This window comes from Vibrio hippocampi (genome assembly GCF_921292975.1).
Lineage (GTDB): Bacteria > Pseudomonadota > Gammaproteobacteria > Enterobacterales > Vibrionaceae > Vibrio > Vibrio hippocampi.
In genome coordinates this window covers 292,568-319,527 of the sequence record NZ_CAKLCM010000001.1, presented here as the reverse complement: position 1 = coordinate 319,527, position 26,960 = coordinate 292,568, and the positions used below count along the sequence as shown (strand labels likewise).

Here is a 26,960-nt window from a genome sequence, read left to right as displayed (position 1 = left end):
TAAAACAAACCACAAGCATAAAAAAGGGGCTTCCATCAAGAAGCCCCTTTGACATTACCATCAACCTTTAAAGGTTAAAGTATTATTTTGACATTTGACCGTTCGCATCATTCATATAACGGAAGAAGTCACTGCTCGGATCTAGCACTAAGATGTCACTCTTATCAGAGAATGAAGTTTTATAAGCGTCTAGAGAACGCAAGAAGCTATAAAATTCAGGATCTTTGCTATAAGCACCAGAATAAATTTTCGCTGCTTGTGCATCCGCTTCACCTCGAGTCACTCGAGCTGTCTTATCCGCTTCTGCCAGTACGGTAGCCACTTCTAGCTCTGCTTGTGCACGAATAACTTCCGCTTTTTCACGACCTTGAGAACGGTGCTTACGAGCCACTGACTCACGCTCTGCTCTCATACGGCGATAGATAGAGTCACTGATCTCATCAGGTAGGTTGATTTTCTTAATACGGAAATCAACCACACGCACACCCAAATCCTTCATAGCACTTTCTTGAGTATCTTGAAGTACGTTTAGCTGGACCTTGTCACGCTCACCATCGATCTCTAAAGCCTGCTTAGCCGCTTCAGTCGTCACTTCGTCACTGTCGCTATCAGGGAGGATATCCTTGTTGCGTGGACCAGAAACAATCTGCTTGATCTCTCTTGAACCAATTTCAGACCTTAGAACATCCGTTACTTTACGTTCTAAAAGTGCCTGCGCAGTCAAAGCATTACCGCCACCTGTTGCTAGGTAGTATTGACCGAAATCTTCGATTTTCCACTTAACATAGGTATTGATGATCACGTCTTTTTTCTCTGACGTTACAAAACGGTCGCCTTGACCATCCATTGTTTGAATACGCGCATCCAATGTTTGCACACGGTCAAACAGAGGCATCTTAAAGTGCAGACCCGGTCCGTAAATACGAGACATATCCGTTTCCGTATTGTCTTTAAGTACTCGACCAAATCGAATCACAATGCCACGCTCGTTTTCAGGGATCACGAACAGAGACATAAGCATCAATGCAAGTGCAATGACGATAACAGGTATTGCCAATTTACGCATGATTAGTATCTCCCTTGACGTGTCGTGTTATTGCGAGTCGAACTGTTGCTCGACGAGGAATCAACTATCGGAGCATCAAGCTGGATCTCTTCATAGACTGAAGTTTCTTGAGGCTTACGGTTAGTTTTGCTTCCTTCTTGACCCGCTAACTTATCGATAGGCAGATACAGTAAGTTGCCACTGGATTCAGAATCGATCAGCACTTTTGACGTCGCTGAGTACACTTCTTCCATCGTATCTAGGTAAAGACGATTTCGCGTGACTTCAGGAGCCGCTTGATATTCTGGTAACAGCTTCTCAAACTGCGCTACTTGACCGAGCGCTTCGTTAGTGATGCGCTCAGAGTAACCTTGTGCTTCTTTCTTCAGTCTTTCAGCACGACCCGTTGCTTTAGGCGTAATTTCGTTCTTATAAGCTTCCGCTTCACGAACATAACGCTCCTCATCCTCTCGAGCTGCAATAGCATCATCAAATGCATCTTTTACTTGCTCTGGCGGACGCGCAGACTGGAAGTTCACATCGACAATCGATAGACCCATGTCATAGTTGTCGATAATCTCATTCAAGGTTTCTTGAGTGCTTTGACGAATCAATTGACGACCACTGGTTAGGATACTATCCATTAGCGAGTCACCAATCACCGCACGCAACGCAGAGTCTGTTGCTTGGCTCAAGCTGTCGTCAGCGTTAGTTACCACATACAGATACTTATAGGGATCCGATACGCGGTATTGCACATCCATTGCTACCGTTACGACGTTTTCGTCTTTAGTTAACATGGTACCTGATGCTCGAAGAGAGCGAATCGCTTGCACGTTAACAGCTTGATACTCGTCGATGAACGTTGGACGCCAGTTCAGACCAGGTCCGACAATACGGTCAAACTTACCTAAACGCAGCACAACACCTCGCTCGGCTTCGCTAATGGTGTAAAAGCCTGATACAAACCAAGCGAAACCCAAAATAACGACTGCCATAAGAGCAAGAAAACCGCCTCCGCCACCAGAGCGTTTGCTGCCTCCACTGCGATTACCAAACTTACCACCCAGTTTTTGACTTAGCTTGTTAAAAACTTCATCTAGATCGGGCGGACCTTGTTCTCGGCCGCCTGAATTGCGACCGCCACGATTGTTATTGCCCCAAGGGTCATTATCGCGGCCATTGTTTCCATTATTATTACCAGGCTCATTCCACGCCATTTGGAAGCTCCATCATTTAATATGACGTTATACTGTAGCAGTCCTTTAAGTAACGATAAAGTCACTCAAAACTGCCCCTTCTCTTTTATCAAGTCTAGACCAATCTGTTTGCTGCATCCGAATATCAATCAATAAGTTACCATCTGAATCATATTCTTCACTTTGAATACAGTTCATTTGATAAAACACACTGCGAAAACGCCCTTGATACTGAGGTGGAATTCGCAATTGATATTGAACCATTTGGCTTGCTAGCCGCTCGGTTAAGGCTTCAAATAGAAGCTCGATGCCCTGACCTTCCATGGCCGAGACCCATACGGCTCTCGGAAGCCCTTCATCATCACGCTCAATGCGTGGACGTTGGCCTTCCAGATTGTCTATTTTGTTCATTACGACCAAAGACGGAACTTCGATCGCCTCGATTTCTTCTAGCACATCATGAACGGCTTGAATATTCTCACGAAAACGTTCATCACTGGCATCAACAACATGTAACAAAATGTCAGCTTCTTGCGTTTCTTGCAAGGTCGCTTTAAATGCTGCCACTAAATCATGAGGTAGATGTCGAATAAATCCAACGGTATCAGCCAATATCGCCGGTCCCACATCCGCTAGTTGTATCTTTCTTAAAGTCGGGTCCAGTGTGGCAAACAGTTGGTCTGCTGCATACACTCCCGCCTCTGTGATTCTATTGAACAGTGTCGACTTTCCTGCGTTGGTATAACCAACCAGAGAAATCGTCGGTATTTCTGCTCTATTCCGCGCACGCCTGCCTTGTTCACGCTGCTTGGCAACTTTTTCTAAACGACGCAAGATCGCTTTAATTCGATCTCGTAAAAGTCGTCTATCCGTCTCTAACTGAGTTTCACCCGGACCACGCAGACCGATCCCCCCTTTTTGTCGCTCAAGGTGAGTCCAGCCACGAATAAGTCGAGTTGAAATATGACGCAATTGCGCAAGCTCTACTTGCAATTTACCCTCATAAGTTCTCGCTCTTTGGGCAAAAATGTCGAGGATCAGACCAGTACGATCTAATACTCGACATTTGCATAGACTTTCTAGGTTACGCTCTTGAGCTGGAGACAAGGAATGATTGAAAATCACGATATCAGCGCCAGTTAACTGCACAACTTGCGCAATTTCTTGGGCTTTACCTTCTCCAACGTAGTATCTCGGGAGAGGGGACTGCCGACTTCCTGTTACTACTTGTAAAGTATTAACGCCAGCAGAAGAGACCAGCATTTCAAATTCGCTCAGGTCTTCCCACTCACCTTCCTGCGTGAAGTTGATATGAACAAGTACAGCCTGTTCACCGGATTCATAACGGTCAAACAAGCGTTCAACTCCTATTAAGTTCTGGGTTTATATGGTGATTAATCGTCTGATTTCTCTTGTTGACGGTCACTACCTGTGCGTTCACCAGTGTGATGACTCACTGCGCGTGCTGGCACTACCGTTGAAATTGCATGCTTATATACCATTTGGTTTACTGTGTTTTTCAACAGGATCACAAATTGATCAAACGACTCGATCTGACCTTGAAGTTTAATACCGTTCACAAGGTAGATTGAAACTGGAATACGCTCACGACGAAGCGCATTTAGGAATGGGTCTTGAAGAGATTGCCCCTTAGCCATTTTTATTTTCCTTATATTAATATTTGTAGTTTTAATTATTTAGCTATCGGCGCACTGCAATGTCGCTGCGGCCCTTGCATCTGAGCTAAACCAAATATGTACCCCTCAGTTTTATAATCATAGATCAACTCTGGACTTTGAAAATAAAACTCTGATCCTTTTTAGGAGTAAACACGCAAAAGCGAACACATTATACACAGTTAAAGCCTTCAGATGCTACGGCCTGTGAGAGAGTTTTCGTTGAATTCTCAATATGTTCGCTATCCAACCAAACTAAATCATCCCAACTCCTTAACCAGGTGATTTGACGTTTGGCCAATTGACGGGTGGCACAGATGCCCCGATAAATTGCATCTTCTAACGTGCCTTGCCCATCCAAGTATTCCCACATCTGTCGATAACCCACACAACGGATGGATGGAAGATCTAAATGCAGATCCTCACGAGCATACAATGCTCTTACCTCTTCTTCAAAGCCTGATTGCACCATTTTCTCGAATCTTGCTTCAATACGCTTGTGCAATACTGAACGGTCTTCAGGTGCAACGGCAAACTGCTTGACTCGAAACGGCAGAGGTTCTCCCTTAGTTTCCGTTAACTCAGTGAGGGATTTACCCGAAATACGATAAACCTCGATGGCTCGTGAAAGCCTTTGAGGATCGTTTGGATGTATCCTCTTTGCTGAGACAGGATCAATCGCAGAAAGTTCATCATGCAGCGCCTGCCAACCTTTTTCCGCCACTTCCGCTTCAATCTGTGCTCGTATTGTGGGATCGGCTGCCGGTAAAGGCGACAAACCTTGTAGCAGCGCTTTGAAATACATCATAGTGCCACCGACAAGAAGAGGGATCTTGCCTTCAGCGTGTATTTTCGCGATTTCTGCTAGTGCATCACGACGAAAGTCCGCCGCAGAGTACGACTCCGCAGGATCCAAAATGTCGATCAAACGATGTGGCGCTAAGCGCAACTCTTCTGCATCAGGCTTAGCGGTTCCAATATCCATCCCCTTATAAATCAGCGCCGAGTCAACACTAATAATTTCTACAGGGAACTGTTGTCTCAAACGGATAGCTAGCTCTGTTTTTCCTGAAGCCGTTGGCCCCATCAAAAAGATCACTAAAGGTAATGGTTCATTCATAATAAAAACGCTGTTAAGGTTGCAGAAAAATCAACGGGTCGCACAAATTGTGTATCGGAAAGTGGCAAATCGCCATTATAAAGTTGCTCAAGATTCGCCAGTAACTGCACCGCCTCAGACAGGGTGTATGATGCTGGGGTATGCAGAACTTTGTCTGTCAGCCAAATGTTTAGCTGACTTGCAAACAATTCAGATTCACTTTGGGTCGCTAAGTATGACAGCATTTCATCAATTAACAATTGTAAATTCTGTTGACGCAACGGAGCTGGAACTCCCATCACCATCACGGTTTCATTGTTTCTTTTCTTGATATCAATACCGAACGGTAACAACTTCTGTTGGCAAGTTTCTAAAGCCTGCATCTGCTCAGCATTCACCTTAAGCGACAAAGGGACCAGTAATGGTTGTGATTTTAGCGTTTGCAGTTGAGGATTTAATTGTGCCGATAACTTATAGCGTTCAGCCGTCGCTAGTGACACCAAACCACACGCAGAGGTCGGCTTGTCCAGTACCAACACAAATCGCTGCGCGACAATCGACACTGCCTTACCTATCTGAGTAATAGCAGGTAAATCGACCACATTCTGCTGGCGGTTAGATGGCTCAGGTTGGCGCGGTGATTGTTTCTCAATTTCCGGCGTTTTAAGGAGTTCTTGATATAGTGCCGACTGTTCTAATGATGGACCGCTTTCATTCGGCTTACGTTGCGAACTTCGCTGCTGAGACCCTGTATTTTTCGTCGCTGTCCACTCTGACCCTTGTCGCCCATAATCCGTCGGACTCGTGGATTGATGAGAAGAATCACGGTTCGCCTCTTTTGCCGCTGGTTTCGCGTAATCCGTTCTACCAGGATAAGCAGGGATATTTTCAACCGCCTCTAGAACACTTGGCGAAACCGAAGAGGAGGACGTTTCTGACCATTCTCTCTCAGCCAAAGTGTCTTTTGTTTCCTCTGCCGCTACCGTTTGCGGCGAGACAGCGCCCAGTTTTGGCTCTTCAATATGATAGGCTGACTGAGTGACTTCTGGCGCTTCAATTGCCGATGCTTGAGACAATGCACTACTTAATGCTTGATAGATAAAGTCATGGACCAGGCGCGCTTGATGGAAACGAACTTCATGTTTTGCTGGGTGGACATTGACATCCACTTGATGAGCATCGATTTCAATAAACAACACATATGCCGCATACTGATCCGGCGCTAAACTCGACTCATAACTCTGACGGATGGCATGATTGATAAGCTTATCTCTCATCATGCGACCATTGACATAGCAGTATTGCAAGTCGCTTTGAGGTCTTGCCCCCTCTGGAGTCGTAATCCAACCGGAAAGTGTGAGTCCTTGATGCTCTAACTCAATTCGCAGCATATTTCGCACAAATGGTGCGCCACACACAGAGGCAATTCGTTTCTCTGCCTGTATTTCGGTTTTTGCGGCTCGGTATTGGCGAACTAATTTACCGTTGTGCTTCAGGTTAATCGAGACATCAAAACGGCTTAAAGCAATACGCTTTAGCAACTCGTCAATATGGGTAAATTCGGTTTTATCGGTTCGAAGAAACTTACGACGAGCGGGAGTGTTAAAAAACAGGTCCAACACTTCGACTGTGGTGCCAATGGGATGCGCAGCGGGTTTGAGCTTTACCGACATATCACGTCCTTCGGCGTAAGCACTCCATGCCTGCTCCTGAGCCGCAGGTCGAGAGGTTAGCGTTAACCGTGCTACCGAGCTAATACTTGCCAATGCCTCACCACGAAAACCGAGGCTCATGATAGCCTCTAGGTCATCTAGGGTATGAATTTTTGAGGTGGCGTGACGGCTAAGAGCAAGCTCCAACTCGTCTTTGACGATCCCTTTGCCATTGTCTCGTACCCTTATCAGCTTGGCACCACCCTTATCGATATCAATATCGATACGAGTTGCCCCAGAATCTAGGCTATTCTCGACAAGCTCTTTGACCACTGAAGCAGGACGCTCTACGACCTCACCAGCAGCGATCTGGTTAGCTAATCGAGCTGGTAAGATTTTGATCGTCATTGATTCACTCCAACTGTGATTGGTTATTTATTAGGAATGACCAGAACCTGACCCACCGCCAATGAATCTGAACGGAGTTTGTTCGCCGTTCTAATGCTCTGAATTGGCACACCATATTGAGACGCAATCTTGCCTAGATACTCTCCACGCTTGACTGTGTGCTTGCGAACCGGAAGATCTTTGAGACTGACGGTAATCTTCAGTTTTTGCCCCAGTTTTAACACGTCTGAGCGGAGATTATTTTCCCGTTTGATGTCCGACACCGGCACCTTATATTTGCTGGCAATCTTTCCGAGATAATCGCCTTTGACAACCGTATGGGTGATCTCTTTGGTTTCCACCGTATTCACTTTTGAGCTAACAACTATCGGTGCGCCGGCTCCCGGTATGACTAATACCTGACCAATGGCCAGGGAAGAACTTTTCAGCTTGTTGGCGGATTTAATTGCCGAAACTGAAGAACCATACTTCTGGGCAATGATTGACAGTGACTCCCCACGTTTTACAGAGTGCTTGATCTGTTTTCCGCGATTGGCAAACAAAGTGCCTTCCGGTGGATTGGCTTCAAAGTACTGAACAATGGCCTTTGCCAAGGCTCTTGCTAACTTGTCTTGATGGCTTCTTGTGGTCAGCAATTTCTCTTCTGCTGGATTAGAAATAAAGCCCGTCTCAACCAGAACAGAGGGAATATCTGGCGATTTTAACACCGCGAGGCTCGCATTCACTGGCTCTTTCTTATGTAAACGAGCGACCTTGCCCATCTCTTTTAATATCTTGCTTGCAACTTTATAGCCCTCTTTCTGAGAGTGGCTAAACTGCAAATCAAGCAGTGTCTGGCTTACATTTCGGTCGTTATTGTTCTTTGCCAGTACTTGACCCGCTCCCCCGAGCAGTTCAGATTGCTTCTCGTGGTTCTCGACCCAGCGGGCGATCTCGGTATTGGCTCGCTTAGTATTGAGGACGAAGACCGAAGCACCTCGAGGCTGAGGCGTGGTAAATGCATCGGCGTGGACCGACACCAACAAATGCGCTTTATTCTTTCGTGCAATTTCAGAACGACGGTTTAGGTTAACAAAGTAGTCACCGCGCCTAGTCATAACGGCTTTCATTCCTGGAATCGCATTGAGTTGCGCTGCCAACTTCTTAGAAACACTCAAGGTCACATGCTTTTCGTATTTCCGAGTCGGACCAATAGAGCCAGGATCTTCTCCACCATGACCCGCATCAATCGCCACGACGATATCAGCGTTGCCCAATAGCTGAGAAGCGTCTTTGCTAACTTTAGTATCACTTTGAGGTGCGGAAGGAGCTGCTGTCGTCACTTTTGTATGGGGTAAGTCCACCACCAAGCGATGACCATATTGACCGCCCGGAGTCGGGCTCAACTTAAAGATATTAGGCGTGACAGATTGCTTAAGCTCAAACACGAGTCGGGAGGTCGACTTTTCAGGCGGTGAACTTTTGCGAATTTTGCCCAATACCGGGCTCTTGGTTACCGATATCGGCAATTTGGTGTTGATTGAAGTCTTCTTCAGGTCGATAACGATTCGATGAGGTTCCGACAATGAGAAGTAACTAAAGTCTGCTTCAGACTTTAGATCGATCACCACTCGTGTTTCATCAGGTGACGGCCAAACCCTCACCCCTTCCAATGCATTAGCGAACACAACGACCGGTAAAAAACTTATACATAACAACACAACACGAATGAGGTTGTTGACCAAACTCTGAATCAATTTAGCTCCAATTGACTGACTAGCCTATTTCCATATTCATTATTGGCAGTTAACACGATTTCTCTCGCGTTGTCCGCATACTTAAGTTCAATATCTAAATCTGCTTCAGGTAATAAGCCTTGCCCTTTCTCAGGCCACTCTACCAGACATATCGCATCATCAGAAAAATAGTCACGAATACCCATAAATTCGAGTTCTTCCGGATCGCCCAAACGATAAAGGTCAAAGTGATAAACATTCCACAGAGCAAGTTGATACGGCTCTACCAGTGTATAAGTTGGACTTTTCACATTGCCTGCATGACCCATGCTCTGGATAAACCCACGACTAAATGTGGTTTTTCCCGCTCCTAGGTCACCATGCAAATAGATCGTTGTCTGTTTTGAGCAAAGAGCGGCAAGTTTAGTTCCAATTAAAATCGTTTCCGATTCATCCTTTAGGGCGAATTTTTTAGTACTCATTATATTTTCTCTGGGTGATTTTATGACAATTAGCATACAAAGCAACACGTTAGCCAATCATCATTCTATCGATATTACTTCATTTTAACTCGTGTACCCAATAGAGAAAATAGACTCTCAGCCCAAGTTACTCTAGGCAGAAATTCCGTCACCTAATTGGGTTCGACGCTATATTTGTATTCAGTCCTTAGTGATGCGACAACGAAACGACATAATCACTAAGGTTCTGATAAAATGATAAGTTGCCGAATTTAGCATTTTTTTGTCGCGAACCCTACTATATTGCGACAAAAATGAGCATCTATTAAGGGTATACTCTAGTAACAAACTGTGTATGCCTAAGTTGTTTCAAATGAGTGAGTAATATGAACTTAGAGCAGTTAACTGCCGACATAAGAATCTGGGCAAAAGAGCTTGGCTTTCAGAAAGTTGGCATCAGTGATATCGATCTTTTAGACCAAGAGCCTATTTTAGAGCATTGGCTAAGTCAGGGATATCACGGTGAAATGGCATGGATGGAGACCCATAGAGATCTTCGTATCCATCCCGATAAACTGCACCCAAGTACCTGTCGTATTATCAGTGTGCGTATGGATTACCTTCCTGAAGACGCTCAGTTTGCCTCTAACCTCGAGAACAAACATTCCGGTTATATCAGTCGCTACGCGCTAGGTCGCGATTATCATAAGTTGATGCGCAATCAACTAAAAAAGCTTGGTCAACGGATCGAACTTGAAACCAGCAAACTCGGCTACCGTCCGTTTGTAGACTCTGCCCCCGTGCTAGAAAGACCCATCGCTCAAAAAGCGGGATTAGGTTGGATTGGTAAACATTCGCTATTACTCGATAAAGAGGCTGGCTCGTGGTTCTTTCTCGGTGAACTGTTCATAGACCTCCCCTTACCCGTGAATTCTCCCGTCAGCAATGAATGTGGCAAATGCCAAGCGTGCGTAACCTCATGCCCTACGAATGCAATTTTAGACAATGGTGTCATTGATGCACGCCGCTGTATCTCTTATCTCACCATAGAATATAGTGGTGTGATTCCTGAAGAATTCCGAAAGGCTATTGGCAATCGTATTTACGGTTGCGATGACTGCCAATTGGTTTGCCCTTGGAACAGACAAGCACCGTTAAGTGAACGACCGGATTTCCAAAGAAGAAATGCATTACAGGATATCGATCTACTTGCTTTACTGGCGTGGGACGAGGCTCGCTTCTTAGAGCAAATGCAAGGCTCTGCAATCCGCCGTATCGGACATGAACAATGGCAAAGAAACATCGTTATTGCTATCGGTAATGCTGCTTTCAAACAAGCTTATGTTGAAGCCCTAGAACAAATAAAGGGTCAAAGTGCACTCTTAGATGAACATATTGACTGGGCAATCAATCAGCAACTGTCTCAAGCCTCCTTTACTGATGACCGCCAAAACCTGCGTCTTATCCGAGTCATTCGAAAGGGGCTTCCAAGAGATGCTTAAAGCTTTCAGTAACATAGCGGATTCAAGAAAATTTTCTTGACTAACATCCCAATTTTGAATGTGTGGAAAAACTACATAATATCGCTAGCTTAGTCGGTGATAAATCAGGTTAAACACAGTGTCAATATATGATAAGGATCAAAAAAACAGCAGTTTTTGATCTTTTGATCCCTTAAGCAAAAATAACACCAAAAGACAAAAAGCCTTTAAAAACAATGCATAAGGTGATTTTTCACTGTTGAATTATATACAAGCATGCTGTAAGTAGCTTTCAGGAATTATCGGTAGATCTTGGTTGGTCGCAATTTATCAACCAAGTTATCCACAGTTCATATTGTGTGGATAAGTCTGTTGACTTAAATGTAAATGACCGACAAACCGCGGCTGCGATAGCTATGCTTAATGGGGTATTGCGGTAAAAAATAACGAGTTACCAGCGACAAAAAATCGCTTGCTTATCACAAGTTGCTTTTTATTTTGATTATGCTTCTCAGCATGAGAAAAGAGCTAGCGGGGCAGGACTAAGTTTCGCAACTTTGTGTCTCCAATCGTAGAGAGACTCCGCAAAAAAGAAAATGGAGCGACACACGAGGTTCGAACTCGTGACCTCAACCTTGGCAAGGTTGCGCTCTACCAACTGAGCTAGTGTCGCATATCAACAGCAAACGCTATTGATTGAATTTGGTTGCGGGGGCCGGATTTGAACCGACGACCTTCGGGTTATGAGCCCGACGAGCTACCAAGCTGCTCCACCCCGCGTCCGTATTGTGTCATCGTTAAGTACGATGAAAACTTTGTGTCCATTTTAAGAAAAATGGAGCGACACACGAGGTTCGAACTCGTGACCTCAACCTTGGCAAGGTTGCGCTCTACCAACTGAGCTAGTGTCGCATATCAACAGCAAATGCTATTGATTGAATTTGGTTGCGGGGGCCGGATTTGAACCGACGACCTTCGGGTTATGAGCCCGACGAGCTACCAAGCTGCTCCACCCCGCGTCCGTATTGTGTCACCGTTAAGTACGATGAAAACTTTGTGTCCACTTTAAGAAAATGGAGCGACACACGAGGTTCGAACTCGTGACCTCAACCTTGGCAAGGTTGCGCTCTACCAACTGAGCTAGTGTCGCATATCAACAGCAAACGCTATTGACTGAATTTGGTTGCGGGGGCCGGATTTGAACCGACGACCTTCGGGTTATGAGCCCGACGAGCTACCAAGCTGCTCCACCCCGCGTCCGTATTGTGTCACCGTTAAGTACGATGAAAACTTTGTGTCCATTTTAAGAAAAATGGAGCGACACACGAGGTTCGAACTCGTGACCTCAACCTTGGCAAGGTTGCGCTCTACCAACTGAGCTAGTGTCGCATATCAACAGCAAACGCTATTGATTGAATTTGGTTGCGGGGGCCGGATTTGAACCGACGACCTTCGGGTTATGAGCCCGACGAGCTACCAAGCTGCTCCACCCCGCGTCCGTATTGCGTCACCGTTAAGTACGATGAAACTTTGTAATCCACTTGAAAAAAGTGGAGCGACACACGAGGTTCGAACTCGTGACCTCAACCTTGGCAAGGTTGCGCTCTACCAACTGAGCTAGTGTCGCACTGACGACTTTCGTCGTTCAGGGCTGCGAATTATAAGACCATTTTTTTGTGATGCAAGCACTCTTTTAAAAAAAATGCATTTTTTTTGCGATCGGTGAAAAAACACTCAAAATCATCCCTTGAATGACATTATTTGACCACAGCCCAATAGCTTACTTAGATTTTAAACACGTTTTCTCGGTAGTACTTGAGTTCAGCAATTGATTCTCGAATGTCATCCAGCGCCAAATGCGTACCCGCTTTGCTAAAACCATCCAACAGTTCTGGCTGCCAACGACGAGTCAACTCTTTAATCGTACTCACATCCACATAGCGATAATGGAAGTACTCCTCAAGCTCAGGCATATGCTTATATAAAAAACGACGATCTTGACCAATACTGTTACCACAAATAGGTGACTTCCCTTTTGGTACCCATTGCTCAAGAAAAGCAATCGTCTGCTCAACCGCTTGCTGTTCAGTAATGCTGCTCGCTTGTACCCTTGCCACTAAACCACTGTTGGTATGTGTGTTGGTGCACCAGTCATCCATCTTATCCAGTTCTTGTTGAGGTTGAGAAATGGCAATCACTGGTCCTTCCGCCAAAATATTAAGCTGACTATCCGTTACGATACTGGCGATTTCGATAATTTTATGTTGCTCAGGATCCAGTCCTGTCATCTCAAGATCGACCCAGATTAGGTTGTCATCACTAAAAGACATGGTGTCCTCGTCTATTTGTTTTGTGCCAAAAGAGGTACTATAACCAAATTAAATTCAGTAACCCAAATGGTTTGATGTAATTTACATCAGAGATATAACGTGGCGAAAAAGAAAAAACTGACCAAAGGTCAAGTACGTCGAGTACGCAGCAATCAAAAGAAGAAGCTCAACCAAGAGGATGCATTCCAATGGGATGAAACCATGCTTGGTAATGTTAAGCAGGGTTTAGTGATCTCTCGATTTGGTCAACATGCCGATATTGAGGATATGGAGACCCAAGAGATCCATCGTTGCAACCTACGTCGCAGTATCGAATCTCTAGTCTCTGGAGACAGAGTCGCTTGGCGGATTGGCATGGAGTCTATGCACGGTATTTCTGGTGTGGTTGAAGCGGTAGAACCAAGAACATCGGTACTGACTCGCCCAGATTATTACGATGGTCTAAAGCCAGTCGCTGCGAACGTCGATCAAATGGTGATCGTGTCATCCGTCGTGCCTGAGCTATCTCTGAACATTATTGACCGCTATTTGATTGCCTCAGAAACATTGCAAATTGCGCCACTGATTGTCCTCAATAAAATTGATTTATTGCCAGAAGAGAGCCGTGAAGCGTTTTATGCTCAGCTTGAGATCTACAAACAAATTGGTTACTCGGTTCTCTGCGTCAGCAAAGAGAGTGGCGAAGGTATCCCAGAACTCGAACAACACCTCAAAGATAAAACCAATATCTTCGTTGGTCAGTCTGGTGTGGGCAAATCTAGCCTAGTCAACGCACTCATGCCCGAGTTAAATGTTGAAGAAGGTGAAGTCTCTACTAATTCCGGTTTGGGGCAACACACGACAACCGCAGCAAGGTTGTATCACTTTCCGTCAGGGGGCGATTTGATCGACTCTCCGGGCGTTCGTGAGTTTGGGCTTTGGCATTTAGAAGCGCAAGAAGTCACCGAAGCCTTTGTTGAGTTTCGTCCTTTCCTCGGCGGCTGTAAATTCCGGGACTGTAAACACCTTGATGATCCCGGCTGTATACTCAGAGAGGCGGTAGAAGACGGTAAAATCAATTCGGTACGCTTTGATAACTACCATAGAATCATCGAGAGCATGGGCGAAGTAAAAGCTAACCGACAGTTTTCTCGCAACAAAAAAGCCGATCTAAACTGATTCTAACCGACGGGCAAACCCTATACCCGAGTTAGGAATTAGTATACTCTGCCACTCTTTTGTTGGAGGTTGTCAACGTGATACCTCCAACCTTTAACCTCATTTTCAACTCAAGATTGGATACGACACAATGGATAAGATTAAGGTTGGACTGCAGTATTGCATACCTCAACACGGCCTAACACGTTTAGTTGGTAAGCTTGCATCAGCTAAAGCTGGCGGCCTAACAACAGCGATCATTCGTTGGTTTGTAAAACAGTACAAAGTGAACATGGATGAAGCCTTACATCCTGAAATAACGCACTACAAAACCTTTAATGACTTCTTTGTGCGAGAACTAAAACCTGACGCCCGCCCGCTGACTGAAGGCTCAGAGGTGATCACTCACCCTGCCGATGCTTGTGTTAGCCAATTTGGTCCACTGACCGACGGTAATTTAGTCCAAGCGAAAGGTCATCACTACTCTGCATTAGAGCTGCTGGGGGGCGACAGCCAACTTGCTGAGGAGTTTGCTGGCGGTGAATTTGCCACACTCTACCTATCACCTCGCGATTACCACCGCGTGCATATGCCTTGTGATGGTACACTTCGCCAGATGATTTATGTACCCGGCGACCTATTTTCGGTGAATCCACTGACCGCTGAAAATGTTCCTAACCTGTTTGCTCGTAACGAGCGTGTGGTATGTATCTTCGATACTGAATTTGGTCCTATGGCTCAAGTGCTTGTTGGTGCCACTATCGTCGGCAGCATCGAGCTTATTTGGAGTGGCACAGTGACTCCACCAAGAGGCAACACGGTTTACAAGTGGGACTATCCCGCAGAGGGCACCAAAGCGATTGTGCTTAAAAAAGGTGAAGAGATGGGTCGCTTCAAGCTTGGCTCAACCGTGATTAACCTGTTTGCTAAAGATCAGATTGAGTTTGATTCAAGTATGGAAAACAATCGCCCAACAGTGATGGGAACCGCGTATGCGCGTGCTAAGACTGCGAATAAAGAGAACCCTGAAGATAGCCTAGCCTCATAAAAAACGATGACACAGGCTCAACTAGAGTCTGTGTCATCGCTATGATTATTATTTTATCAATCACTAAAATGTAACTCCTATAGAAAAAACACCTAAATCCAATGACCAATATAACCTTGTTGACTTCATATTCATCACTTTTCTATTTCCTTACTCAAGGACCGCTATAACCTAGATGGATGCCAACCACTCACATTTTTAAATCTTGGTATTTTAGATAATGCATTCCCGACACTCTAGTCACATGTAAAAGGATTTGCCACATAAAATTGACGACTAACAATCGCTACCTCTGAGCGACTTAAAGTGAAGTCAAGCTCCATAACATCACCATCAAAAGCACTAATGTAGGTTAAATAGTTAGCATGCTTACCTATAACGTCCGTCAACCTCATAGTTTCTCCCCTTATACCTTTCGGATAATATCCTTTGTCTACTGGTTCATATGAAATCGTTACCAAATAAAACACATAGGAATAATAACTCACCCCCCAGATAAGTATGCACTTATATTATGGTTATATATCACATCTCCACCAGAAACTAACTTATATACCATAACAGCTTCGGAACGTTTAGCATTATAGAAGTAACTTACTGTTAAATATTTTGCTTTTGATATGGAGTCTGTGATAATTTCACACTGCTCTTTGCTTATTGATTCAATATAAAATCCCGAAGAGATATAGTCACCATCGCCCTCTATATGCAACTTATAACCATTATTATTAGACATCCCATGACAATAACTGGCTTTCACTGGATAGCTTATACTAAGCAAAGGAAATGAAATCATACTGATAGTCGACAAATATACAATACCAAACACAAAAACAGAAACAACTACTGCAATTGTAGTTTCCTTGCCAATTATAATATTCAGCCTAATTTTATCTAGTAAATTGCAATTATATGTTCTAAAAATCAAGTAGTAGCATGTTATATACATCCAAACTAGTGGTGTGGAAAAAATTGAAATAAAGGCACCCTTAATTATTGACCATATGGTGACAGAGTAATAATACCCAAACAAATGAATGTATATGTAAACAAATAGATATTGAACGAACAAAAACTGAACTAAAGGAAAGAAAAACACATCTATGTGTTTTATCTTGTATTTTCGACAAACAATGAAGATACAAGATGTAAAAAAAGAAAGAATATAAACAAAAACAAGCTCAAATATTTCTTTGTAAGACAAATATAACCAAAAAACGAAAACAGGGTTAAAGTAAGATAGAAACATAGCATGAAAAAGCTTATTTCCATATAAATAACTGAGGTGTTTACGTTTAAGGAAAACAACCAAGCAGCAGGCTAAATTCACCCAAAAACAAGGCGTAATAAATACGGTGGCAACGTAAAACAATAACACATCAAATATAATTGGGTTATGATGAAATCCATCACCAAATATCATCCCATCAAACACATATTGATATAACATAGAGCAAACGACACTCAAAATAGAACTAAAAATCATTGTCTTTACAATTAAATTGAGTTCTAATTTATCAAAACGCACCATCCGAAAATAGATAAGACTAAAAATCAAACAGAACAATAACACACAAACAGCTTGCTCTAAGTCGCGATAAAAAGACAGATACCAATAAATTGCAATTGGATTTAAGTAACAAAAAATCATAGAGAGCATTTTTTTAGTTTGTGTCATGATTATATTTCCATTATTTGTTCACTATACTATCTAAAGAACGATGCAATGTACTGGGGTGATAGAAATATTTAATATCTTTAAAACGTTCCGTATGTGATAATGCATAGCCAATACTGTTAGCAACTTAGCCTTAATCATCTTCTGATGAGCGTTAGTTACTCAATCATTCAACATCCGAAAAAACGCACCGCTCACCGCACCATTCGTAAACTTACCTCCAGTCACTTCTGATACTGTTCCACCTATAGTTGCACTGGCAACCGCGTTGTACACCATGAAACGATTCTTCAAAAGATGGTGAAAGGCTAAGCTTCACTGTGAAGTAATCGGTTCAGCTCCATTGAAAATCAGAGTAAAGTTCGTAACGCTCCTTCAAAGCTTAATCACTACACTTTAATACCGGATACGCTTCACCCGAATTTCTATACGCTTTTGCTTTTCTATAACTACTACCAGACTGAATTAACTCTATCGAACTTGCTAATTCTGGGTACTTAATAACTATCACATTTAATAATTCAATAACAGAAGAGTCACGATAATTATCAACTATCACTAAACCATACTCGGGTCCTGGGAAAGTAAAAACATACATTAGGCTTGAATCACCGCCATCAAATATTAAATCACCTAATGAAAGGTAATCCTCAAAACTTAAGCACTGAGAGACTTTAATTAATAGTTTCTTTACCTCTAAATCAACACTGTCATCTACTAGTAGCTCTTTGGTATATCGCAAATGCCGATAAGGATGCCGATATAAATCTTGATACAAAGCATTGGCAAACACATATCGATCCGTAGCATTGTCCTTACGACTTTGTTTCACAAACCATTGATGTAACACTGTTGTTTTCTCAAGCAGCAATTGCTTGGCGTCATTATCATTCATCACCAATAACTTGTCTGAGATAGTTTCATTGGGTTCATCAAAACATGAATGAATTACAAGTGTAAACATTAATAACGGAATTATTAGTAGTAACGTTGGGTTAATTTTACTTTTTTTCATTGTCCTACATACCTCCTATATACCGTATTACCACTAGCACCAACAATTAATATCAACCCTCAATAAATAACTCAATGAACCTTAACTTTTCAATTTTAATTCTTACTGGTCGGTTTAATCCACCCAGCACCTGTACATTCGCACTCTCTCTATAATCACGTCCATCGTACTATTCTAAACTGCTTTCCAGTTCATTTTCATCTTCAAACAGCCATCTCTTATGTTCTCAAAATATTGAGAGTCTAATTCATTACCGCGTAAAAGGATCTGCCTCATTCAAAGTCAGTGCGACTTTTAGCTTAATCACGACACTTTAATACCGGATACGATTCACCCGCATTTCTATACGCTTTTGTTAGTCTATAATCACTTCCAGACTGAGTTAACTCTATCGAACTTGCTAATTCTGGGTACTTAATAACTATCGCATTTAATAATTCAATAACAGAAGAGTCACGATAATTATCAACTATCACTAAACCATACTCAGGCCCTGGGAAAGTAAAAACACGCATTAGGGTTGAATTACCACCATCAAATATTAAATCACCTAATGAAAGGTAATCCTCAAAACTTAAGCACTGAGAGACTTTAATTAATAGTTTCTTTACCTCTAAATCAACACTGTCATCTACTAGTAGCTCTTTGGTATATCGCAAATGCCGATAAGGATGCCGATATAAATCTTGATACAAAGCATTGGCAAACACATATCGATCCGTAGCATTGTCCTTACGACTTTGTTTCACAAACCATTGATGTAACACTGTTGTTTTCTCAAGCAGCAATTGCTTGGCGTCATTATCATTCATCACCAATAACTTATCTGAGATAGTATCATTGGGTTCATCAAAACATGAATACATTACAAATGTAAGCATTAATAACGAAATTATTAGTAGTAACGTTGAGTTAATTTTACTTTTTTTCATTGTCCTACATATCTCCTATATACTGTATTACCACTAGCACCAGCCCATGAATTAATATAATCATTTCGAAGGTGTGATTGTGACCAACCAACACTAAGTTTATTTGCTGCCATAACATTACTTCGAAAAGGTCCTCTATCCTTGATATATATTCCTACATGACCAGAGTCTCTTCCACTGCGCGGAATAGCAGCAATATCTCCGGGCATAGGGCTATTTACGATTTCCCAACCTGATATATGATAGTTAGGATTCGCCCAACCATTTGCTGTCATATACTCAGGACTTCCATCTTCAAGCATCACCGGATTAATACCTACCTCAGCCAACTTATCAGCAACAAATTGGTTACACTTCCAAGAACCTTCTCTAAAACGTCCATTTTTTACAGCTTGAGCATAGCGAGTATCACCCTCACTATTTAAAGCGGCTTCTGCCAAACTTTGTCTTACTGCTGCAATACTATTTAGCATATCATTCAACATCCGAGAAAACGCACCGCTCACTGCACCATTCTTAAACTTACCTCCCGTCAGTGCTGATACCGTTCCACCTATAGTTGCACTGGCAACCGCGTTGTACACCATGTTCCCAAAGTTATGAGAACTCAGTTTGCTCATGGCACCACCCGCAGGGCTTAAACTAATACTTTGCATCACTGCCGCCGACAGAAATCCCTCACCAAAGCTGCCTCCTTGCATCACTGATGACGCCCCTCCTGCAACACCATGAGCTACTGCTTTGCTTACCATTTGTTCAATCCCACTCGGATTGAACTCATGTAAAGCACCAAACATCGCACCTGATATTCCGCCGATCAACGCTGATTTAAAAGAGCGCCCGGCAATAGCTCCCCCAATAGCACCAGCGACAAATCCCACCATTATCGCTTGCGCTGCTGTTAACGAAGCGACACCAAGCAAGAACGGCGCTGCATATGGGGCAATAATACTGATCGCTATTGTCGCTATAATACGCCAGTAATCTTTAATAAAGTTTCCTATTTGCTTGAATACCCGTCCTATCTCTTTAAAAACTTTCTTCAAAAAGTGTCCCGATGGATCGGTGTATTTCATCGGATTGTTATGCACATAGCTATAGCGATTAAAAGATTGACTATCGCTTGGAGAGGGGACAAAGCTGTCTGCACTAATAAAGCGTGCTAATGTGGCGTCGTAAAGTCGACCATTCATATGGATAAGATCGACTTCATCTAGTTGCTCGTGTCCGGTATAGCCTCTATTTGTAAATAATGCTTGTTCAATAAATGACGTACCTTTATCCCACTCAAAAGCACGCTCTTTACCCCATGCGTCATAGCTTTTTCTCTCGACTATATTTCCCCAAATATCGGTAATAAGATCGTGAGAACCTAATGCATCGCTGTGAGTAAAGCGGATTTGTCGATCAAATGAGGCTGTTTGTCCCTTGGCATTTGATTTTTTACGATCGATATTGACCGCAATAAGTTTACCTCCGACATTGATAAACTGCTTATGCTCTACTTCACCGTTGGCAAGATCAATCCGCTCATAGTCTTTACCTAAATACCACGTTTTATCACCCAGTTGATTTTGTTTTAGATAACGTTGGCGATTTTCATCATAAGAAAAGCGGACCCACTGACTCCCTTTGCTAATTTTTATCGGCTTATTAAAGCCATTCCAGCTTATTGTTCTACCATCTCCTGACAACATATTTCCATTATCATCATAGGTATAGATTTTGGTGCCTGCTTTAGTAACGGCATGACGATGTTTACTATCGGTATATTGATAAGCACCAACGTCGGTTTTAAATGCAATATTACCGGCTTTGTTATAGTTAACCCGATAAGACTTATTGAATAATGGATTTGAGGTGTGGTGATCACCCAGTGCTGTTAACGTGTTATTGGTAAGGCGATTAAGGTGATCATATTGATATCTATCTTGAATATGATTAACTAGATCACGCCGTTCACGAACATTATCCATTCGGTCATAAACATAATGCAGTTGACGAAGCGTTTGCCCTCCTGACTGCGTGTTAATGCTCAGCAGTTGCCCTGTGCCTTCATGATAATCGTAAACATTTGACAATCCGTTACCATAAAGTTCAGAGCGAACTCGACCTTCTGCATCTAATCCATTGATGCGCCAATAATAGATCTTACCCTTTGCAAGCTCAGCGGATGGTAATACTCTAAGGTTATAGTACTCCTTAAGACTGTCGCTCCTCATCGCTTTGTAACGATCCGCAATTAACTGTGTTTGTTTGGATAGGGTGACTAACTGCTCTGCTGCATCAACATAGCTGTGTGCTTGTTGGTGTAGGTTGTTTTGTACATACTCTAACCTCTGGATCTCTTGCGCATATAGTCTAAGTTTTTCAAACGCACTCAGTGTTGGATCATCATAAATTTCTGGAATATCATCAATCACCTCTTGACCAATGATCATACCTTGACCATTGAGTCGGTCATAAAACACTTGTCGTTCTTTCTGAGTTAGTTGTGCTTGCACATGCTGCCACTCTTCTAAACTGACCTTACTCAAGGCGTTACCCTCAAGCTTTAGGTGAAACTTAGCGGGCATGCTACTGATCAATAAAGGTTGGTTTGGAATAACAATGATCGTATCGGGTATCTGTAAGTATTGAACTCCATTCCAGTGCTCATGGACTGTTAATGCCTTACCTGCTGCTGCTGTGTAAATGTCTGCGCTATCTTCCGAGACATTCATAGTTTGACTGATTAATTGCTGATAAATCTCTATACGTTTATCATAAAATTTGAGCTGTTCAACAAGATCATTTGCTCGAGATAAATAGCGTGTCGCTCGTTCGACTGCCTCGATCAACAAAGGCTGAATAACACTGCGATATTCAGCCTCTGAGAACTGCACCGATATTTGCGATTTATTGCCCCAAATTCCTTTGGTAACACCGGTAAAGTAGTCATAGTCATAATTGAGTTCAAAGCTATTTGGTCGTTTTTCTTGAGTAACTTGTCCGTATTTATTATAGGTAAATGATCGGGTAAAAGTATGTTTGGCAGTAATCAGTTGTTCACGAGAAAGTTGCCCTACGCTATCAAAAGTACGATTCTTGATCGTCTCCGGGGTTTGTGTTCTCAACAGCGCCCCGTTCCATTTATTGTTGCCGTAACTATCATAAAACCACTGCGAGGTATTCGTGGTCACTTTTCCATTATTGTCTTTCGTTTCTACCGTTTTAGATACCGTGCGACCCAGCTTGTCGTAGTGGGTTTGAGTTGTTTGCCCTTTTGCGTCTGTCTGCGAAATCAACTCGCCAAAGCCATTGTAGGTATAACGCCACTGTCCGAGATCTGGGTCATCAGTGAACTCTTTATTACCAAGGACATCATACCTATTGGTAATAATCGCTCCGTCCGCTCCTTTAGCCCGGATGAGTTTACCTGTTGGTGAATAACTTTTTTCCAGACTCGCACCATGAGGCTGTGCGACTTTGATTTCCCAACCTTTGGCATTGAAATAGGTGGTCGTCACTTTGTCTAATGCATCAAATTGTTTGACCCAATTTGCGCCGTATTGATAGCGAATAAGTGAGTGCTTTTCTCCCGCAGGCCCTGGCTCAGAAATTGAAATAACCCTACCAAGTTCGTCATAGTTTGTTATCGAAAATTGCGGAGTTTCATCTGCAAAATATGGACGAGAAACTTTGTATAACTGAGCTTTACTATTGTAAATACTGTCTTTCAAAATCCAACGATAATTGAGCCCCAAATGAGCCGTTCGTAGCTCACGTTGTAAGCTATCGTAATAGACAATCTGGTTCCCCATCCCCAAGCCTCGTGTATTGGTAATCACGCAATACACAGCATGCTGAGGCTTATGAATACATTGGCTCCGATTAATAGGATGGTATTGAATGCTAGTATCATTAAATCCGACCTTGGCTTGCACTCTTGATTTAACAACTCGACCAAACCCATCTCGTTCAGTAATAGTTTTTAGATTATTGATATCATTTGCAGTGCTTAATCCTGTATAGCGATCAGTCACTATCGAAGATTTGAATCCCAACGCATTGGTACTGGACTGGCTAACAGAATCTCCCGAGTAGGTAAGTAGCATTGCGCCTCTGCGCGTCTGTGTCCCTTGACCATTCCATGCTGTCGTGCGCGTGCCAACAATGACACCTTCAGCATTTCTCGTATACACTTTAGTCACTGACAGCTTATGATCAGGTTCAATTACCTCATCAACTAAATATCCAGTATTTGAGTCATAGGAGAAACTAGACTGTCTAGCAGACTTCGCTCCGTCAGGTGCGGTATGAATAACCCTGGATGAAGTCAAGCGTCCAAGCAACCATTGAGACTCATCGTTATCATATTGGTTGTGAGTTTCAGTAATAAAGGTTTCTGATCTTCCCGACACTGGATTTACTGAAGTCGTGCTAACAGAGGTAAGTCCCACATTACCAAAGGAATCTATTTGCTGATTCTGTGTCGTAACGCTGGAAAGAAGTCGACCATTCAAATCGTAACTAGTGTCTATTTGTTTATCGACATAAACTGCATAACGAACAGAAGTTGGCGAATATTCATACTGTAATCCCAATGGTCCTGTATCGGTATTACTTGGGATAATGTAGGTCGAGGTTGGGGTTCTAAGAACTTTGTCAAGTACTGCTGATTGCTCAACGCTTACTTTTGTATAAGTCGCGATAAAAATCTTGCCTTCGACAAAATTGATATTCGAATAAATTCCCGCTTTATTTTCCAGAAGATAGTACTTTTCAAGTTCTAGTTTGTTATTTGATATCGAACCATCAATTTTATCTATAGGCTTAATGTAGGTTTTTCCTTTATATCGATACTCTTCCACCACCCCTGTTATCGGAAGTTGAGCTTGCTCATTTAAGATCGTCTGAATGTCGTAGGCATGTTTATTGGCTTTCCCACTCTGTCCGAACCTTGTTACGTCATAGGTTAAGATCGTTTGATTGAGCAATTTAGCGGTGGAGAAATTCCATTTATCACCATTAAGTTGCTCCATATCTAAAAGATACTCTTTACTTTTAGAGAGCGATTGAGTGAAAGGATAGTCTGTACGGTAGAAGATCTCTCGTCCTCGACCAATATTATCCTCATCACGATATTCTCGTTGCTTTATCCATGCAAAGCCGGAATGTCCCTCTCCATGGAGATGATAACGAGTGGGACCATAGAAAAATTCGGTATAAGCTTTTCCACCTACGCCATTGTCTGACACCATTTTAGAAACAAGTAATGCATTTTTGTTACCTGAAACGTATGGGTGTTTTAACTCTGTCGACCATTGAGGTTTACCAATATTTTTATGACGATCGTATTCCACTTGCGAAGTGAACCCTAGACCATTTGTCACAGCTTTCAACAATGAAGGCGAATATAATTCGGTATGGATATTTTGGCAGTCTAGTGCGCTACTGCTTCCTGAGGTTGCATTAACATTGCGGCAATACTCTATTTCACCATCACCATTTAGATCCATAAACCATCGACGACTGCCAGTCCCCGCTTGCGTGGAACCACTTTCGCTGAGTGAAAACACTGATGTTTCTCCAGTCATCGTAGTACAATGCATGGTTCCACTGATTAGGCGACAAAATTCCAATTGACCGTCTTTATTAGTATCCAGCCACCAATGGCTTTGGCTATCACCCCAATTCCCTTGCCAATCGCTTCCTCCGACCAATACAATATCAGCATCAAAACGGTCAATATCACCCAAAGATCCTAAGGAACAAGTTATATTGCTACCTGTGCCTGACTTATTCCCAGTATTGCGGCAATAGTCAGTTGCACCATCACCATTAACATCTACCCACCATCGACGAGTGTCATAACCACGACCACCAACCCACCATCGCCAACCTAAATCTGTAATCGACAATTTTTCATCTTTTGAACCAATTACTTGCCCCGCATTAAAACGAGTACAAGTGAGCTCAGCATTCCTACTTCTATCAGTCGCTCGACAAAAGTCTTGGAATCCGTTCCCATCAATGTCAGCCCACCACATATAGTCATCTGGAGCTAACTCTAATCGTGGGTAAATATATATATCGTTTAACTTACGTCCATCAGTGTTTTCGTTGCATACTAATGAGTCGTTACCTGTAATTCGACATAAATCAGGCAATCCATTACCAGTAAAATCAAATACCCACGTTTTTTGGACACTCTTAGGCAAATAATCGACAGCGATTTTGGTATTAACCTGCTGACCATTCGAACGAAACTCAGTACAAACAAACTGACCACTGTTAATTCGGCATAACTGATCTCTCCCATCACCATTAAAGTCTGTCCACCCCCACCAATAGGACTTATTTATCGCTGGAGATAATAAAAACTCATGTGTATTTGCACCTCCTTGTTGACCAAAATTAAACTGGCACTCTATCTTGTTATTCGCTGACACGCGACAATAGTCAATATTTTGGTCACCCGTTGCATCAATAAAACCATTTCCTGACTGCCCACCAATATCTACTCCCCATTTAGGGATTAGATGGCGAGAATAACTATCAAATGGGCGTTCACTAAGCCACTCGAATTTTGTCTCTGGTAGACAAGCCCCTTTTTTATCACAATACGTAATACCCGAAATCAACTGCCCTGTCACTGATGTAACATCATCAGAACTTTTGCCTTTCCTTCTGATTTTATAGTAATTTTTTATTTTACCATTTAACTTAATCTGAATTTTATCAAGTAATTTATTGCTTTTACGTATATTGTTATTAGTTCTATTAAAATAACTGACATATTTACCATTAAGACCAGAATACAAACGATAAACAAACACTAATTCATATTGGTCATAAGTTATCCTTTCAATCTGAGCATTATTATTGTAATAATACTCAATGCTATTTTTTCCTGTTCGGTCATCAATTTTCGTCAACAGCCATAAGTTATTATCAAATTTTTTACCATAAGTTAAAACATCACCAGATTTGGTGAATATTTTGAAGTAGCTATCATCAGATGAAGCATTATTATTTAAAATAATATGACTAAAGTTATCAATGTGTGGGCGATACTCTGCACCATCCAATCCGTTACTGCCTTTAGATAACATTAATCTAGTGCCATCCAGACAAAAGTTATCATTTAATGCATTGTTTGGTGCTTGACTATAGCCATCAATCGAAATTTGCATGCCACATCGGCTAATGGCAGATAAGCCAGAAATAGAGAAACCTGAACCCACTATGCCTGAAGCAGGGTTTTGACTTGAGTATATAAGACCAAGTTGCGGTGTGTTCCCACCTCTACCCTCTGGAAGTTCAATGGGTATTTGGTATTGAGATACACCATGCTGGACAACTAATTCACCGGGGAGTGTGCCTACTTGAGAAGACACAAAATTTGAGAATAATGCAGTATATACAAAGATTAGAATACGTATCATATTGTGCCCATCCTTACAAATCCCATACGGTATAAGTGGAGTTCTATTCCTCAATTGTTCACACTCTTTGCATAGTGTGGACATTAATGGATCGTTACTTAATACCTTCTTCTAGATTACTTATTCTCTCTTCCACCATTTTAATTCTTTCAACTACATCATCACCTTGATGTAATGTATCCCATGGAATTTCATCCACATTGTGATTCAACAATTCTTTACGTAATTTAACTATAGGTGCTTGCGAGTTAAGTTTATCCACTGAATAGTCATCATAGTAAACATCACTGGAGTTAGCATTGGTATCACTGTGAATTAACAATCTCTTATTATTCCAGATAAAATAATTCACCATTAACAACAGAATTAAGAATGCCGCTATAATAAAAGCCAGTTTTTTCCTTTGAAAGATAATCATAGCTTCTCCTAAAAATGTGACCAAACCAGTTTCAAACTAACGAAAAGTATTGTCAACCGCAGCATGTCACATTTAATTTAAATTAAGAATCCCACGCTATATTTTAATTTAAATTAATTTCTTAACCTTTTTCTACAACTATATTACTCTTCCTAATACCTGTTAAAAGTTCCGTCACTGTTTGTTATTACTATTGATTGATAATTTAAATTAAGGTGGGAATATTATGTTAAAGG

General features: G+C 42.2%; 17 protein-coding genes and 9 tRNA genes. 3 read left to right on the top strand and 23 right to left on the bottom strand.

The window, feature by feature from the left end:
* Window positions 1-82: 82 nt before the first annotated feature.
* The 8 genes from hflC to tsaE all read right to left on the bottom strand — a co-directional run bounded on the left by hflC (window position 83) and on the right by tsaE (window position 9,276).
* Window positions 83-1,066 (bottom strand): protease modulator HflC, encoded by a 984-nt coding sequence (hflC, locus tag L9Q39_RS01535; protein WP_237483389.1) that lies wholly within the window; start codon window positions 1,064-1,066, stop codon window positions 83-85.
* Window positions 1,067-1,068: 2 nt separating this feature from the next.
* Entirely contained in the window at window positions 1,069-2,265 is a 1,197-nt protein-coding gene (gene hflK, locus L9Q39_RS01530; protein WP_237483388.1) for an FtsH protease activity modulator HflK, read from the bottom strand.
* 45 nt (window positions 2,266-2,310) lie between these two features.
* Window positions 2,311-3,600 (bottom strand): ribosome rescue GTPase HflX, encoded by a 1,290-nt coding sequence (gene hflX, locus L9Q39_RS01525; protein ID WP_237483387.1) that lies wholly within the window; start codon window positions 3,598-3,600, stop codon window positions 2,311-2,313.
* A gap of 38 nt (window positions 3,601-3,638) precedes the next feature.
* Window positions 3,639-3,902, bottom strand: coding sequence for an RNA chaperone Hfq (gene hfq, locus L9Q39_RS01520; protein ID WP_237483386.1), 264 nt, complete (start codon window positions 3,900-3,902; stop codon window positions 3,639-3,641).
* A gap of 190 nt (window positions 3,903-4,092) precedes the next feature.
* Window positions 4,093-5,040, bottom strand: a complete 948-nt coding sequence (gene miaA, locus L9Q39_RS01515) for a tRNA (adenosine(37)-N6)-dimethylallyltransferase MiaA (protein ID WP_237483385.1) — start codon at window positions 5,038-5,040, stop codon at window positions 4,093-4,095.
* A complete protein-coding gene (gene mutL / locus L9Q39_RS01510) occupies window positions 5,037-7,079 on the bottom strand; it encodes a DNA mismatch repair endonuclease MutL (protein ID WP_237483384.1) in 2,043 nt (680 codons plus the stop codon). Before mutL ends, miaA begins: the two co-directional genes overlap by 4 nt.
* Before the next feature lie 23 nt (window positions 7,080-7,102).
* Window positions 7,103-8,779 carry an N-acetylmuramoyl-L-alanine amidase gene (locus L9Q39_RS01505; protein WP_237483546.1) on the bottom strand — a complete coding sequence of 559 codons (1,677 nt, stop codon included), beginning with the start codon at window positions 8,777-8,779 and terminating at the stop codon, window positions 7,103-7,105.
* Window positions 8,780-8,811: 32 nt separating this feature from the next.
* Window positions 8,812-9,276: a tRNA (adenosine(37)-N6)-threonylcarbamoyltransferase complex ATPase subunit type 1 TsaE gene (tsaE, locus tag L9Q39_RS01500; protein ID WP_237483383.1), complete on the bottom strand. Its 465-nt coding sequence runs from the start codon at window positions 9,274-9,276 to the stop codon at window positions 8,812-8,814.
* A 365-nt stretch (window positions 9,277-9,641) separates the two neighbouring features.
* On the opposite strand from tsaE, the gene queG reads away from it, so the two are divergent.
* Window positions 9,642-10,757, top strand: a complete 1,116-nt coding sequence (gene queG, locus L9Q39_RS01495) for a tRNA epoxyqueuosine(34) reductase QueG (protein ID WP_237483382.1) — start codon at window positions 9,642-9,644, stop codon at window positions 10,755-10,757.
* A 576-nt stretch (window positions 10,758-11,333) separates the two neighbouring features.
* On the opposite strand, the gene L9Q39_RS01490 is transcribed toward queG, so the two are convergent.
* The 10 genes from L9Q39_RS01490 to orn all read right to left on the bottom strand — a co-directional run bounded on the left by L9Q39_RS01490 (window position 11,334) and on the right by orn (window position 13,066).
* Window positions 11,334-11,409, bottom strand: a tRNA-Gly gene (locus tag L9Q39_RS01490).
* Window positions 11,410-11,439: 30 nt separating this feature from the next.
* Window positions 11,440-11,516, bottom strand: a tRNA-Met gene (locus L9Q39_RS01485).
* Window positions 11,517-11,572: 56 nt separating this feature from the next.
* Window positions 11,573-11,648: transfer RNA gene (locus L9Q39_RS01480), tRNA-Gly, on the bottom strand.
* Window positions 11,649-11,678: 30 nt separating this feature from the next.
* Window positions 11,679-11,755, bottom strand: a tRNA-Met gene (locus L9Q39_RS01475).
* A 55-nt stretch (window positions 11,756-11,810) separates the two neighbouring features.
* Window positions 11,811-11,886, bottom strand: a tRNA-Gly gene (locus tag L9Q39_RS01470).
* Between the two features lie 30 nt (window positions 11,887-11,916).
* A tRNA-Met gene (locus L9Q39_RS01465) sits at window positions 11,917-11,993 on the bottom strand.
* Window positions 11,994-12,049: 56 nt separating this feature from the next.
* A tRNA-Gly gene (locus L9Q39_RS01460) sits at window positions 12,050-12,125 on the bottom strand.
* 30 nt (window positions 12,126-12,155) lie between these two features.
* A tRNA-Met gene (locus tag L9Q39_RS01455) sits at window positions 12,156-12,232 on the bottom strand.
* Window positions 12,233-12,287: 55 nt separating this feature from the next.
* Window positions 12,288-12,363 (bottom strand) — tRNA-Gly (locus L9Q39_RS01450).
* Window positions 12,364-12,520: 157 nt separating this feature from the next.
* On the bottom strand, window positions 12,521-13,066 hold the full coding sequence (orn, locus tag L9Q39_RS01445; protein ID WP_237483381.1) for an oligoribonuclease: 546 nt from the start codon (window positions 13,064-13,066) through the stop codon (window positions 12,521-12,523).
* 99 nt (window positions 13,067-13,165) lie between these two features.
* Here orn and rsgA point away from each other — a divergent pair, with 99 nt between their 5' ends.
* Both rsgA and asd read left to right on the top strand, forming a co-directional pair.
* Window positions 13,166-14,224, top strand: a complete 1,059-nt coding sequence (rsgA, locus tag L9Q39_RS01440) for a small ribosomal subunit biogenesis GTPase RsgA (protein WP_237483380.1) — start codon at window positions 13,166-13,168, stop codon at window positions 14,222-14,224.
* A gap of 130 nt (window positions 14,225-14,354) precedes the next feature.
* Window positions 14,355-15,251 carry an archaetidylserine decarboxylase gene (asd, locus tag L9Q39_RS01435; protein ID WP_237483379.1) on the top strand — a complete coding sequence of 299 codons (897 nt, stop codon included), beginning with the start codon at window positions 14,355-14,357 and terminating at the stop codon, window positions 15,249-15,251.
* Between the two features lie 484 nt (window positions 15,252-15,735).
* Here the strand turns inward: asd and L9Q39_RS01430 are convergent, their stop codons facing one another.
* The 5 genes from L9Q39_RS01430 to L9Q39_RS01410 all read right to left on the bottom strand — a co-directional run bounded on the left by L9Q39_RS01430 (window position 15,736) and on the right by L9Q39_RS01410 (window position 26,724).
* A complete protein-coding gene (locus tag L9Q39_RS01430) occupies window positions 15,736-16,929 on the bottom strand; it encodes a hypothetical protein (protein WP_237483378.1) in 1,194 nt (397 codons plus the stop codon).
* A 382-nt stretch (window positions 16,930-17,311) separates the two neighbouring features.
* Window positions 17,312-17,944 (bottom strand): hypothetical protein, encoded by a 633-nt coding sequence (locus tag L9Q39_RS01425; RefSeq protein ID WP_237483377.1) that lies wholly within the window; start codon window positions 17,942-17,944, stop codon window positions 17,312-17,314.
* 299 nt (window positions 17,945-18,243) lie between these two features.
* Window positions 18,244-18,876 (bottom strand): hypothetical protein, encoded by a 633-nt coding sequence (locus L9Q39_RS01420; RefSeq protein ID WP_237483376.1) that lies wholly within the window; start codon window positions 18,874-18,876, stop codon window positions 18,244-18,246.
* Window positions 18,873-26,306, bottom strand: a complete 7,434-nt coding sequence (locus L9Q39_RS01415; RefSeq protein WP_237483375.1) for an RHS repeat-associated core domain-containing protein — start codon at window positions 26,304-26,306, stop codon at window positions 18,873-18,875. Before L9Q39_RS01415 ends, L9Q39_RS01420 begins: the two co-directional genes overlap by 4 nt.
* Before the next feature lie 94 nt (window positions 26,307-26,400).
* Entirely contained in the window at window positions 26,401-26,724 is a 324-nt protein-coding gene (locus L9Q39_RS01410; protein WP_237483374.1) for a hypothetical protein, read from the bottom strand.
* Between the last annotated feature and the right edge of the window lie 236 nt (window positions 26,725-26,960).